This window comes from Faecalicatena orotica (genome assembly GCF_003149245.1).
Lineage (GTDB): Bacteria > Bacillota > Clostridia > Lachnospirales > Lachnospiraceae > Faecalicatena_A > Faecalicatena_A orotica.
On sequence record NZ_QGDL01000021.1, the window covers coordinates 43287 to 57908 of the forward strand.

At 35.2% G+C, this 14622-nt stretch carries 12 protein-coding genes; 11 read left to right on the forward strand and 1 reads right to left on the reverse strand.

Going from position 1 to position 14622, the window contains the following annotated elements:
* Nucleotides 1-56: 56 nt before the first annotated feature.
* The 11 genes from A8806_RS24275 (at nt 57) to A8806_RS24325 (ending at nt 12983) form a co-directional block, all read left to right on the forward strand.
* Nucleotides 57-1469, forward strand: a complete 1413-nt coding sequence (locus A8806_RS24275; RefSeq protein ID WP_109733744.1) for a sugar transferase — start codon at nt 57-59, stop codon at nt 1467-1469.
* 403 nt (nt 1470-1872) lie between these two features.
* Nucleotides 1873-3024 (forward strand): glycosyltransferase family 1 protein, encoded by a 1152-nt coding sequence (locus tag A8806_RS24280; RefSeq protein WP_242996264.1) that lies wholly within the window; start codon nt 1873-1875, stop codon nt 3022-3024.
* Nucleotide 3025: 1 nt separating this feature from the next.
* Nucleotides 3026-4321, forward strand: coding sequence for a glycosyltransferase family protein (locus A8806_RS24285; protein WP_109733745.1), 1296 nt, complete (start codon nt 3026-3028; stop codon nt 4319-4321).
* A gap of 20 nt (nt 4322-4341) precedes the next feature.
* Nucleotides 4342-5229, forward strand: coding sequence for a polysaccharide pyruvyl transferase family protein (locus A8806_RS24290; protein ID WP_109733746.1), 888 nt, complete (start codon nt 4342-4344; stop codon nt 5227-5229).
* Between the two features lie 12 nt (nt 5230-5241).
* Nucleotides 5242-6210, forward strand: coding sequence for an alpha-1,2-fucosyltransferase (locus tag A8806_RS24295; RefSeq protein ID WP_109733747.1), 969 nt, complete (start codon nt 5242-5244; stop codon nt 6208-6210).
* 16 nt (nt 6211-6226) lie between these two features.
* The gene (locus tag A8806_RS24300) at nt 6227-7690 is read left to right on the forward strand and encodes a hypothetical protein (protein WP_109733748.1); all 1464 of its coding nucleotides are present in this window, start codon (nt 6227-6229) and stop codon (nt 7688-7690) included.
* Complete coding sequence (locus A8806_RS24305) at nt 7687-8967, forward strand: glycosyltransferase family 4 protein (protein WP_109733749.1); 1281 nt, start codon at nt 7687-7689, stop codon at nt 8965-8967. Before A8806_RS24300 ends, A8806_RS24305 begins: the two co-directional genes overlap by 4 nt.
* A 22-nt stretch (nt 8968-8989) precedes the next feature.
* Nucleotides 8990-9805, forward strand: a complete 816-nt coding sequence (locus A8806_RS24310; protein WP_181368863.1) for a LicD family protein — start codon at nt 8990-8992, stop codon at nt 9803-9805.
* Nucleotides 9806-9811: 6 nt separating this feature from the next.
* A complete protein-coding gene (locus A8806_RS24315) occupies nt 9812-11341 on the forward strand; it encodes a lipopolysaccharide biosynthesis protein (protein WP_109733751.1) in 1530 nt (509 codons plus the stop codon).
* A 21-nt stretch (nt 11342-11362) separates the two neighbouring features.
* Nucleotides 11363-11797: an FAD synthase family protein gene (locus A8806_RS24320; protein WP_109733752.1), complete on the forward strand. Its 435-nt coding sequence runs from the start codon at nt 11363-11365 to the stop codon at nt 11795-11797.
* A gap of 22 nt (nt 11798-11819) precedes the next feature.
* The gene (locus tag A8806_RS24325) at nt 11820-12983 is read left to right on the forward strand and encodes a Coenzyme F420 hydrogenase/dehydrogenase, beta subunit C-terminal domain (RefSeq protein ID WP_181368864.1); all 1164 of its coding nucleotides are present in this window, start codon (nt 11820-11822) and stop codon (nt 12981-12983) included.
* 380 nt (nt 12984-13363) lie between these two features.
* On the opposite strand, the gene A8806_RS24330 is transcribed toward A8806_RS24325, so the two are convergent.
* The gene (locus A8806_RS24330) at nt 13364-14605 is read right to left on the reverse strand and encodes an IS256 family transposase (protein WP_109733754.1); all 1242 of its coding nucleotides are present in this window, start codon (nt 14603-14605) and stop codon (nt 13364-13366) included.
* Between the last annotated feature and the right edge of the window lie 17 nt (nt 14606-14622).

Below are 14622 nucleotides of genomic sequence, written 5' to 3' on the forward strand. Positions count from 1 at the left end.
GTAACAGGTGAAAGCCTGTTGTTGATCTGAGTATTGTATGAGGGTGTGAGTGAACAATGAATCAGAACTTCCTGAAGGGGTGGACCAAGCATTTAGATTTTACCATAATTGACATACTGTGTCTGGAGATCGCATTTTTTATATCTTATTTAATAAGGAATGGTTTTCCAAAAGGTGGATTAACAGACCAATATCAGAATATGGTATGGGCGATTGTTTTCGTAAGTATTCTAGTAGTATTTTTCATGAATAGCTATGAGAATATAATTGGCCGTGGATATGTGGCTGAGATAAAGCAGTCCCTGTTTCATGCAGGAGCAGTTACAGTCGGACTGATTGTATGGATGTTTATTTTTAAAGAATCAAGTTCGTATTCCAGAATTATCGTAATGGCGATGTATCCGGCTAGTGTTTGCATGATGATTGTTGCAAGATTGTTTTGGAAGAGAATCATCCGAATCAGAATCCGCGGAAAAAAAGTACTCAGAAAAGTCCTGATTATTTCCACGGACGGCAGGATTGAGGATACAATTGAAGGACTCCTGCAGCCGTATAGAGACTACCAACTAACAGCATGTGCAGTTTATGATAAACCTGATAAAGTAGGGCAGGTTATTAAATATGTCCCTGTCGTAGCTGATAAGGACAATATCATTAAATACATACAGGATAACATTATAGACGAAGTGTTTATCGATCTTCCGGGTTATGAAAAAGAAGCAGAAAGGCTGATGAGCATTTTTGTGAGCATGGGTCTGGTCGCTCATGTGAACCTTGCAAGATTCACAACGAATGTTGAGAATAAAAAGATTCAAAGGTTTGCAGGCTATATGGTATTATCCTCAAGCATGAAATTTGCAACACCGCGGCAATTGTTCTTCAAACGAACCCTGGATATTCTGGGTGCCCTGGTGGGATTACTTATAACAGGAATTGCATTTCTGATATTTGCACCGATCATCAAGAAGCAGTCACCGGGCCCTGTGTTCTTTTCACAGGAAAGGGTAGGACGCAATGGAAGACGGTTTCGAATATATAAATTCCGCACAATGTATCCTGATGCAGAGGAGCGGAAGAAAGAACTGATGGCTCAGAATAAAATGAGCGGGTTCATGTTCAAGATGGACAATGACCCGAGAATCATCCCGATAGGACATTTCCTGAGGAAAAGCAGTATTGATGAACTTCCCCAGTTCCTGAATGTTCTTAAAGGCGAGATGAGCCTGGTAGGCACAAGGCCACCGACAGTGGATGAGTATGAGCAGTATGAAGTCAGGCATCGCAAGCGGCTCGCAATGCGGCCGGGACTAACCGGTATGTGGCAGGTAAGCGGGAGAAGCGACATCGTGGACTTCGAGAAAGTCGTAGAGCTGGATGCCCAGTACATAACAGAATGGACATTGGGGCTGGATCTGAAGATCATTTGGAGAACAGTGCTTATTGTGTTGGGTCAGAAGGGGGCAGTCTGAGGATGGAAACTCAAAATAATAACAATTATTTGGAGGTAAATACAAAATTAATTATTAATGGTAGTTTTTATTACACGCTCCCCGATAATAAACGAGTAGTAAAATTCGTAAATAATAGAGAAGACCCATTTAGGTGACTTCCATTAACTATTGCTACTCTGTGACAATAGTGGAAGCGACAAATATACTTCATACTACTATTCTTGAGGCTACTCGTTTATATATAAAAGTTGCCAAGGGGTGTTCTCAATACTTTTACGAAATTAAGAGTGTGATTAAGGGGTGCCGATGGAAAAATGTTTAAATATTATTGTTAAGAAACTCTGCTAAGTTGATTAAAGAAATAAATCCATGACTAAAAAGTCTGTAGTTTGAGATCAGTTAGATTAAGGGAGTGTAGTTTATGAAAAACAAGATACAAATGAAAACAGACGAAGAAGCAATACGCGTTGCTCACATTGTTGGGAAAATGGTTGGAGGAGGATTGGAGTCAACAGTTCTTAACTATTATAGATATATTGATCGTTCAGCAATCCAGTATGATTTTCTAATAGATGAAGATTCAACTTACATTCCTGAAGAGATCGAGCAGCTAGGAGGACATATAATCTTAATTCCACCTTATCAAAACTTGTATTCATATCAGAAAAAGCTTTATAAGATTTTGAAAGAAAATAAGTATCCTCTCGTATATTCTCATATAAATACTTTATCTGTTTTCCCCATGTTTGCGGCCTGGAGAGCAAACATTCCAATTAGAGTGGTACATAATCACAGTACTGCTGGGAAAGGAGAATGGAAAAAGAATTTAATAAAGTATAGTTTACGGCCACTTTCTAAAATATTTCCAACTACATTATGTGCTTGTTCAAACTTTGCTGGTGAGTGGATTTTTGGTAAAAGAACTATGGATAGTGGTAAAGTAACTATTTGGCAAAATGCGGTAGAAATTGATAAGTTTCTTTTTAATAAAGAAAGAAGAGATATTACCAGATGTGCATTAGGAGTTAATGACAGATTTGTGATAGCACATGTTGGAAGATTTATTCACCAAAAAAATCATGGTTTTATTATAGATATTTTCAATGAGATTTACAAAAAGAATTCGAACGCTATTCTACTTTTAGTGGGTAATGGCGCACTAATGCCTATTATTAAAGAAAAAGTACATGCTCTTGAATTAGACGATGTCGTTATTTTTACAGGTAACAGAAATGATATAGAGGACATATATCAGGCAATGGATGTTTTTATTATGCCAAGTTTTTATGAAGGATTAGGAATGGTTGCTGTTGAAGCGCAGATTTCGGGGCTCCCAGTCATTTGTGCAAATACAATACCTATAGAGGCAAAGATATGTGAAAATATGAAGTATTATTCTTTAAAAGATTCTGCTACAAAGTGGGCAGAGGAAATATTACAATATGCAGATGGTTTTGAAAGAAAAAATATGAAGAATGAAGCAGTTGCTTCGGGATATGATATAAACACTGCTGCCAAAAAAATGACTCTGTGGTATAAAAAGCTATTGAGTTTAAAAGCGGGAGAAATTTAAAATGGAATCTGAAAAAATAAGAGTACTCGTCATTTCTTATCTTCCATGGAGAAATGATGTTAGTACTGGTAATACGCTGACGAATTTATTTGAGGGGCTTCAGAAGAAGATGGAATTTGCAAATATATATTTTAAAGGTGGCAAACCGCAGAATAATGTAGCGGAATTCCATTTCTATATTTCAGAAAAACAATTAGCCAAAAGTATCATTACAAAAAGACCGGTTGGTGAAGAAATTATAGCTAAATGCAATGAACATGAAACTATTTCTCCAGATAACGGTATATATAATAAAGCTCGACAGATGAGATGGGAATCAATGCTCTTAGTGCAAGATTTAATAGGCATATGTGGGAAATGGAAATCTGAAGAACTTAATAAATTTATTAATAAATTTGAACCTGATATAGTGTTTGGTCCACTTGGTCGTGTTCCAGCTGCAAACATTTTGATGCAATATGTGCACGAGAAATATAGCATACCGATAGTACCATATGCCTGGGATGACCATTATTCATTAAAAAAGAGAGCACTGTCTCCCTTTTTTTGGATTAAAACATTTATTGAGAGAAAGTACATTAAGAGATGTGTTGACGCTAGTGAATTCTTATATACTATTACTGTTCCGATGCAACAAGAATATGAACAGTACTTCAATAAGAAATGCAAAGTTTTATATAAAGGCTATGATTTTTTGGGGGAAGCTCCAGTTAAAGATTCGGTTAGTTTTCCTGTAAAAATTGTTTATATGGGGAATATTGGCTCGGGACGCTGGCAGGTGTTAGCGAAAGTTGCAAAGGCTATTTCAAACATAAATCATAATGAAAAGAAGGCTGAGCTTTTTATTTACACGATGTCCCCCAAATCTAAAGCTATTAAGAGAGCTTTGACAATAAGAGGCACATCAAAACTAATGGCTCCAGTACCTTATGAAGAAGTACTGCCAACAATGAACTCAGCGGATATACTGCTGTATGTTGAGCCAACTTCAGAGAAAGAAAGACTTTTCTTTAGATTATCTTTTTCCACAAAAATTGTAGACTATTTGTATAATGCCCGATGTATTTTTGCGGTGGGGGGCATGACGGCATCAATTGATTACATGAAAAATAATGCTGCTGCTATAGTTGAAACTAAAGATGATAAAATAGAAACTACTTTATACAACTTGATATCTGACCATCACAAAATTTTACAATATGGAAAGAATGCATGGGAGTGTGGTGTTCGAAATCATCAGAGGTCTGTGATACAGGATAACTTATATGATACATTTGTAAATATTACGAAAAAATAAATGTAGGAAGGTTGCTAGGAATGAGAGCGGACAAGTTAAATTTGAAGATAAAAAAGATTCTTGGTAGAAGAGCAAAAAAAGTGCTCGTTAAAATGATACATCCTTGGAGAAATCAATTTATTCTTTTTAACTGGTCTAAAAAGGCACAGAATAATCATGTTAATCTCGACTACTGGGATGAGACCGAAAATCTAGGAGATACGCTATCACCTGTTATTGTTAACCATCTACTTGCTCTAAGAGGAATCTCGCCTGACAAAGAAGTAAAGGGGAAAAAACATCTATATGCCGTGGGAAGCGTTCTAACTGCAGGTATCCAAGATGCGACTATCTGGGGAAGTGGTATATTAAATGCCAGTCTCAATTACCGACTTGAAAAAAGGAAACTCGATGTTAGAGCGGTGCGAGGCCCAGTAACTCGAATAATTCTCATGGATCATGGTTATGAGGTTCCAGAAGTATATGGAGATCCTGCAATATTACTGCCGGAAATATACATGCCCCCCAAAATTCAGAAACAATATAAATTTGGGTTAATTGCGCATAAAGATTATGATCTCTCGAAAGTAGCAAAAAAAAACTTCCAGAATAAAGCTATAAAAACGCTCAATATTTGTACTGCAGATTATAAAACTTTTATTGATGAATTAAATAGTGTGGAGGTGGTAATATCATCCAGTTTACATGGAATTATACTTGCTGAATCTTATGGTATTCATGCAATTCTTTTGGAACCCCAAATTGATATATTAAAATACTCTGATTATTATTATAGTACTGGAAGACTAACATTTCCAGTTGCAAGGACAATAGAAGAGGCTTTAACTATCCATCCTACAGCTTTGCCTAAAATGGAGGAACTACGAAGCAAGTTGAAGGCAGCATTTCCATATGATATTTACGATTGAGGAGAAGTAAGTATGATCAATTTAATTATTAAAGATGGTTTGGGTAATCAGATGTTCCAGTATGCATACACTAGATATCTGAAATATCAATATGAACAGCAGGGGAAAGAAGAAGAGATAGTTATTAACCCATATTATATAAATAAGTACGATTATAGAAAGGTTTCTCTGCAAAACTTTAAACTCAATGATTCTGTAACATTCATGAATTTAGCAAAACAAAATGCAAATATGAATGCGTTTATGGCTAGAACGATAATTGCTAATGGTACAGATTTAATATCTTGGAAAATTCTGAAGAAATCAAAACCATTAGGAGAAGAAAAATTTTTAAAGCGCTCCCGAAGAGGTCTTTATTATACATATCGCTCTCAAACAGAATTTAAAACTGTGTTATCAAAAGCAAAAAATAAATATGTATTTGGATGTTTTCAAGGTGAATCGAATTTCGCCCCGATCTCGGATATAATCCGACAAGAATTTGAATTCAAAACAGAACCCAATGAGCAAAATAAAATTATGTTGCGGCAGATAGAGTCAACGGAAGCCATTTGTTTACATATTCGACGTGGTGACTATCTCAACCCAGAATGGAGAAATCTTCAGATTTGCACTTTTGAATATTATAATAGAGCAATTAATGAAATAATGAAAAGAACTAATAATCCTGTATTTTATATTTTTACTAATACGCATCAGGATATTGAATGGATTAAAGAAAACTATCATTTTACTAATAGTGTAAACAATAAACAATTGCGGTTAGTTTATGTTGATTTGGGTAATCCCGATTATGAAGAATTACGGCTCATGAAAAGTTGTAGACACTTTATTATTTCTAATAGCACCTTTAGTTGGTGGGCAGCTTATCTATCTACTGCATTAAATAAAGTCGTACTGGTACCGGAAAGATGGAATTTAAGCTTTGAGAATGATAACTCAATCTATTTAAAAGACTGGATTAAAATTCCTACGAGGTAATAGCAGGGAGGTACTAATGGAAGTTAAAGAATTCATAATGATGGAGCGAAGGAGGAAATTGGCTCTGAATTTGTGGAATGCATTGATACTGGTTGGCATCATTACAACAATCATCGTTATTTTTTTTAATAGATCAGTAATTATAGTCAGTAATCTCGCCATCCTGCCTGCATCATATGTTGTAAATCTCCTTATTTCGAGACGAATATTTTCAAGACAGCCAGGATTGGCCCTTGCAATTATAGAAATAATATTATTTTGTAGATGTATAATGATACCTATGCTTTATGCATTCGACCAGTCATATACCGGTGTTATTGTGTACCGTGCTGATTTGACGAATGCAGTTTGGCTTATTTCATATGAAATTATATCAGTGGGGCTTGCTATGTTTGTGTGGAGTAAAATCAAACATAAGGATCCATATGTAGTATCTGAAATAAAAGAAGTGAATTCATTAAAATATACTACCATTTTTACTATCTTATTTTTTTCCTTTATTATTGTAGTAAATGCTAAGCTTAGGGGAAATTTGCTTAATTTTTCGTTATTAACAAGAGAAGAGCTGGGGCTTGCTGCCGGAACATCTAAATCAGAATATTTGTCAGATATTCCAGGAGTGTTTAGGGTATTTTATAAAATTGGCCTAGTAACAATCATGACAACCCTAGTAAGGTTAATATCTAACAGAAAAATTAATAAAATATTAAAGGCAACACTTCTTATTTTAGTTTGTATTGGATTCATTTCAAGTATGTGGACATCTGGCTTTTCAGTTTCCAGATGGGGAATGCTTATAGCTGCAATTATTAGTGTATATCTATTGATATACTCTTTTCCAGAGAAAAAGAAACTAATAATTTCTGCAGGCGTTGTAGGAATTATCGTATTAATACTAATCGGTTCTTTACTGAAAGTTTTTTCATTCGGACATACGGAGTATACATTGGTCGATTCGACAATGAAATATTTTAATAATGAATATTTTGATGAATATTTTAACGGAATAGCACCTGTTGCAAATGGTATGAAGGTGGCCGAGGTATATCCTCGTCCACCATCAGGCATTTTTGTTGATACATTTTATAATTTTCCATATGCTATGAAGATTATGGGGCTTTCTGGTGAGACTCCTGCAAATGATCTTTTTCGCTCCTTCACCGGGCATTATGATTTAATTATGCCGACGGTGACTGAAGGCATGATGCAGTTTAGCATTCTTTTTGCACCAACTTATTCTGTTATATTAGTATTGGTTGCATTATGGTGTGATAGAAAACTGCAGGTTACAAATTCACTTTACAAGAAAATATATTATGTTGTACTTGTGTTTTGGACATCTCTATTTATGGCAGTTAATACAAATATAATAGAATCTAATATTTGGTATGCTGTAATTGGCATCTGGTTAGTCAATATTGAAGAAAAGATAAGGGTTTTGAGATTAACTAAATTCAGTTGTAGGAGACATATACTATGAGAATAATGTGGGCCATATTTGTTACTTTCCCTGAGGTGGCTAATAAAGTTGGAAGAAAATCAGAATATGCATGTACTTGGGCGAGGGCACTAGCTGAGAAAATTAGATATAGGAGAGATGTTGATCTAGCGATAGTATCTGTTGCTGATGCAAAGACAATCCAGAAATACAATATAAATGAGGTTGATTTCTATTTTTTGCCAAACAGAAAAGAAGTTTTACATACTGGAGGAGGAAAAAATGCCAGAAAGGCTTGGGAAGAAATCTTGGCAGATTTTAAGCCAGATGTAATTCACATTCATGGCAGCGAATCTTTGGTTCCATATGAACTTATTAGGATGAATCCTAAAATACCACTCTTTCTGACCCTACAAGGTATTCTTTCCAACTATTATAAAGATGCTTATGCTGGACTGGAGATAGGTGAAATTTTGGCAAACTATTCACTTAGAGATGTTATACGCCATTCTGGAATAATTTGGGACAAGAAGGCTGAAATAAAGAAAAGTAAATATGAACAAGAAATGTTGAAAGGTGTCGGATATCTTGGGGGGAGAACAACATGGGATAAAGTGTCATCTCATGCAGTCAATCCAAAGGCCAAATATATCTTTGCTCCTGAACTGATCCGACACGAGTTTTATACTGCTTCCAGATGGAGTGTAAATGATATTCATAGACATCGTATATTCATGCATCAAGGTTTCAAACCAATAAAAGGACTACATATCTTATTAAATGCTATTAAAGAATTACAAAAGAAATATCCTGACATAGAGCTCTATATGTCTGGAACAAATATAATGAAAAATGAATCTGTAAAGGATAAATTACTTCAACCAGGATATGTAAAATATCTTTTTAAGAAAATAAATGAATATAACTTACAGGGATGTATCCATTTTACTGGAATATTGAATGCCGAGCAAATAGTGAATGAACTAAAGAAGTCAAATGTTATGGTTCTTCCGTCTTCAATTGAAAATAGTCCGAATTCTCTTTGTGAGGCGCAATTAGTTGGTATTCCCTGTGTTGCAAGTTTTGTCGGCGGTGTACCGGAAATGTTACGTGATGGACAAGATGGATTTTTATATACCTTCAATGAGCCATTAATGCTTGCGGAATATATATCTCGAATCTTTGATTCTGATAAGTTAGCAGAGGAGTTCTCAAAGTCCTCCTATGAATGGATTAGGCGCAAACAAGGTGAGGATTATGTAGTTGAAAAGTCAATAGACAATTACAGATATATTATAAATGATACAAGCAATTCCTAACATATATGTGGGAAGGAGAATAATGGAACAGAAAATTTTAAGAGAATTACAACTAACAGAATTGGAGATTTTGAAAACGGTTGATGCCCTATGTATGAAGGAGGGTATACAATATTACTTAGTTGGTGGGACTTTATTAGGTGCAATCCGCCATAAAGGCTTTATTCCATGGGATGATGATTTAGATATTGCAATTCCCAGAGCGGATTATAATCGATTTATAGAAATATGTTTATGTGGTGGTTTAGGTAAAAATTATGAGTTGCATCATATTTCTACAGACAAAAATTATTGGCTTCCTTTTGCAAAAATTAGGAAGAAGAATACATTATTTAATGAAACAGATATAAAAATGTTAGATTGTAGGAAAGGAATTTTTATTGATGTTTTTCCACTTGATTCATGTGCAAAAAATTCAGGATTAACATATCATTTAAGAGCGAAGATAGTAAAGACTTTAAATTTTGTAATTAATATGCGTGTTAGAAAATGTAAGATTAAGACCATACAAGCAAAAGTCATATATCTGATCACAAGACCGTTTAGCATAAAAACTATTACTTTATTCAGGGATACACTGTGCACAAAGCAAAAATCTGGAAAATATATAATTAATTATGCTTCTAATTATAAATACACTAAACAGACTATGGATAAATCAATATATGGAAAAGGAATAAAAGTATCATTTGAAAATGGAAAATTTTGCGCGCCTATTCTATACATAAAATATTTGGAACAGTTATTTGAAAATTGGAAACAGTTACCTCCAGAAGAAGAAAGACGAAATCATAATCCAACTAATATAATATTTGATTTAAAAAAGGAAGGACGCTAAATATTTATGCGGGAATATTCACGAACTCAAAATGCTGCAATAAATACTTTGACGAGTTCTATAATGCAAATAGTAAATGTCATTCTAGGATTTATTAGTAGAACGATATTTATTCATCTTCTAAGTTCTGATTATTTAGGGGTTAACAGCCTATACACAAATATATTGACAGTTTTGTCTTTTGCCGAATTGGGAATAGGAAATGCAATTGTGTTTAGCCTTTACAAACCAATTGCTAATCATGATAAATCGAAAATACAGGCTTTGATGACACTATACAAAAAGGCTTATCAACTAATTGGGGGTGTGATTTTTGCTTTAGGTTTATGTGTCATCCCCTTTATGAGATATTTAATTAAGGATGCACCTGACATTAAAGAAAATATTATCCTTATATATATTCTCTTCTTATTGAATACATCTGTATCCTATTTATATAGCTATAAAAAAACTCTGATCACCGCGAACCAGAAGGACTATATTGTTCAGTTATATACACGAGCATTTCAGCTAATCCAAATTGTCCTTCAGAGTATTTTTTTATTGCTAACACATGAGTATATTATTTATTTGATAATTCACATAGTCTGTACAGTAGGTCAGAATATAGTATTATCAATTAAAGCAGATAAAATGTATCCGTTTATTGCCGAGAAAAATGATAATAAACTAAGTAAAGAGGAAACAAACTCAATTTTTGATAACGTTAAGGCATTGTTTGTGTACAAATTTGGATCTGTAATTTTAAATGGTACAGATAATATTATTATTTCGTCAATTATTAATGTTGCTACAGTCGGTATTGCATCAAACTATACAATGTTGATGAATAATGTAACAAATATAATTAGCGGTGCAATTAATTCACTAACTGCAAGCGTTGGTAATCTTTCTGTTAAAGGTAGTAAGGAACAGATTCGCAGTATCATGCATCAGCTTCTTATGATATGTGTATGGTTATATGGATTCATTGGTATATGTTTTTTTGTTTTAGCTAATGAGTTTGTAGAATTGTGGATTGGTCCTAAATATTTGTTAGATCAAAGTGTCGTTTTTGCAATTTTATTTAGTATTTACATTAATGGCGTTCAGTATGCAGCATATACATTTCGTACTACTCAGGGACTTTTTATACAAAGCCGGTGGGTCCCTATGATCTCGGCCATAATAAATATTATTTTATCAGTATGGTGGGGAAAGACTATCGGCTTGTCTGGTATTTTCATAGCAACAGGAATATCCAGACTTTTAACAACAACTCTTGTTGATCCTTGGCTCGTCTATAAAAATAATTTCAGTAAAAAGCCTTTTGAATATTATTTTAAATATTTTGCTGAATCCTTGGCTGTTGTAATAAATGGTTTGATTCAATATTGGTTGATAGGTCTCGTACCAATAACAGGTTGGATTGGTTTTTTTGTGAAAGTTATTATTGTTTCCATTACAGCAAATGTGGTTTTTCTTATAGAACTTGGATGGACTAAAGATTTCCGAAATTTAGTTAATAGAGTTGCACCAAGCTTCAGAAAAGGCTGAAAAACTAAAGGAGGCTATACTATGAAAAAATATAAGATTGGCTACACTACAGGTGTATATGATATGTTTCATATTGGACACCTGAACATTTTAAAGAGAGCAAAAGAACAGTGTGAGTACTTAATTGTTGGAGTGAGCACTGATGAGCTTGTAAAAAGTTATAAAGGTAAAACACCCATCATCCCCTATAAAGAGAGGTTTGCCATTGTTGATTCAATTAAATATGTAGATCTTGTTGTCCCGCAGACTACAATGGACAAAATGGAGGCTTGGAATGAACTACATTTTGATGTTATGTTTCACGGTTCTGATTGGAAGGGAAGCGATATGTACAATAGACTCATCGAAAAATTTCATGATGTCGGAACGGAAGTAGTGTTTTTGCCACATACATCAGGGGTATCGTCGACTTTGCTATCTGAAGTCCTACATAAGATTCAGGATGATAATGAATAAATTTGATACAGGGGGACGGAGAATGTATTTGACCAGTGGAGATAAACTTGAGTGCTGTGGATGTAAAGCGTGTGTGGAAATTTGTCCTCAAAAATGTATATCCTTAAAAGAGGATAATGAGCATTTCATTTATCCAGTTGTAAATAAGACCGAGTGTACTCATTGTAATTTGTGTGAAAAAACATGTCCTATTAGTAGTCATATTTTTAAAAGTTCTAACAAAAGTGAAGTATGGGTAGGAAGATATAAATCACAAAATGTTATATTTGATAGCTCTTCTGGTGGAGCATACACTGCTATATACAAAACACTTTTGAAAGAAAACTATATTTTCTATGGAGTCCGTTGGTCAGAAAACTTTCAAGTTATTCATGATATTGCAAAAACGGAGCAGGGATGTGAAAACTTCAGAAAATCCAAATATGTTCTAAGCGATACTAACAAAGTGTTTTCGAAAATAGAAGGGCATTTAGTAAATTCTGAAAAGGTTTGTTTTTCAGGAACACCTTGCCAATGCGCCGCTTTGTTAGCTTATTTGAATAGCAAACATATAAGATGTGATAATTTAATTGTAGTGGATATTATTTGTCACGGAGCACCAAATCAGTACTTGTTTGACAAGTACATCAGCGAAAAAATAGGGAGTAAATCAAATATTACTGGATATATCTACAATTTTAAAAACAAAACCCCTTATTCTGGAAAAGTTAATTCCAGATCTGCTGAGATGATTTCACCACAAGGAGAATCATATATTTTAGATTCCCAGAATGATCCTTTTATAAAAGCTTATTACGGCCGGCTTTTTTACAGACCGGCGTGTGGGGACTGTCGGTTTGCGAGACCGGAACGAGTATCTGACATAACAATCGGTGATGCATGGCATATAGAGCGAGATTATCCTGAATGGAATTCCTTAGCGGGCGTTTCACTTATACTCTTAAATTCACCAAAAGGGAAGTCCTTATTTGATGACATAAAAAAACAAATGGAAGTTAAAAAAATGAATATTGCATGGGCTGTGGAAACGAATGCGCAGTTAAGCAAACCTACACAGATGCATCCTAAGAGAGAGAAGTTTTTTAGTTTGCTTGAAAATAACCCCTTTGAAGTGGCTGTATCAAAATCAATGGATGGATCAGTATTTAGAAGAGTAGCAAGAAGAATAAAACGGTTTGTAAAATGATTTTGAATTTAGTACGGAACGCTATAAACAATTGCTGTTCAAGTATCTTGAAAGATTATTACTATGAAAGAACAATTGGTTATTTACAACTCCAAGGAAAGGTGCAGCTAATATATAGATAATCATAAGAGCTTCTGTAGGCTATTAAATAGAGGTACGCACTATGGAGGAGCGTTTCTCTCACCGCACAAGAATATTCAGTCTGTGGATAAATCTGCGAGTGTGTGAAGAAAAGTCTGTAAATGCTGATCTTCTATGATAATAATTGGGCTGATAGTACCTATTGGAGCTTTCAGCCCTTGTTTTATTTATAACAGTACATGCCCTTGCATGTCAAGTGCAGGCGAAAAATCCGCCTGTATAGAACTGGTTATAACGATCTATTCCGGCAGACGCCCCTCATACATGATACTCAGTTCACCATAAACCTGTCCCCAGTTTCTGATGGGCATTGACCATTTCTTTGTGGCTTCAAAGGTGGATAGATACAGTGCTTTCAGTAGTGCCGTATCGCTTGGAAACACGCTTCTTTGACGGTTCAGCTTACGATAGGTGGCGTTGAGGCTCTCTATCGCGTTTGTGGTGTAAATCACCTTTCTTACCGCTGTGGAAAACTTGAAGATTGGGGAGATGGCATCCCAGTTCTGTTTCCAGCTTCTCATGGAATTGGGATATTTTTCCCTCCACTTTTCAGTGACCCGTTTCAAAGCATCCAGTGCCTTCTCTTCTGTAGGTGCCTGATAAATAGTCTTCAAATCAGCACAGAACGGTTTTCTGTCCTTATCTGATACGTATTTCATGGTATTACGCACCTGATGCACGATACAACGCTGATATTCTGTTTTTGGATACGCAGCAGTGATGGCCTCTTTGATACCGGCCAGACCATCGGCACAGATGATCAGAATATCCTTTACGCCTCGATTTTTTAAACCATTTAAAACAGCCAGCCAGTATTTGGAACTTTCGTTTTCACCAACCTCAATAGTTAGAACTTCTTTAAGACCATCTTGGTTAATGCCAAGAATCACATAGGCCGCAAGCTTGCGGATGATGCCATTATCTCGCACAGAGTAGTGGATGGCATCTATATAGAGCACTGGATATATCTCAGAGAGCGGGCGATTTTGCCAATCCTCAATCTGAGGCATGATTTTATCTGTCACGTCTGAAATAAAGCCTTCTGAAGCCTCAAAACCATAGATATCGTCCAGTGTGTCAGAGATCTGTCGTGTGGTCATGCCTTTGGCATACATAGAAATAATTTTCTGGTCAATGTCAGAGATGTCTTTCGGTCGCTTTTTGACCACCTGTGGTTCAAAAGTAGACTTTCGGTCTTGAGGAACCTGAATATCCATACTGCCATAGCTGCTGTTAATACGCTTGGGTTTGTAGCCGTTACGGTAATCATCACCATCGGAGCGTTGAGACTTTTCATAGCCCAGATGCTCATCCATCACGCTTTCCATCATTTCTTTGATTGTGCCGCCAAGCAGATCCTTGAGGGCATCCTGGATATCTTCTGCTGACTGGATATCGTATTCCTGCAGAAGCTGCTGAATAATGTTACGTTTTCCGTCTGTCATTTGTACTTTGTGTACTGGTTTCTTTTCTCCTGCCATAATAAAGGCCTCCTATG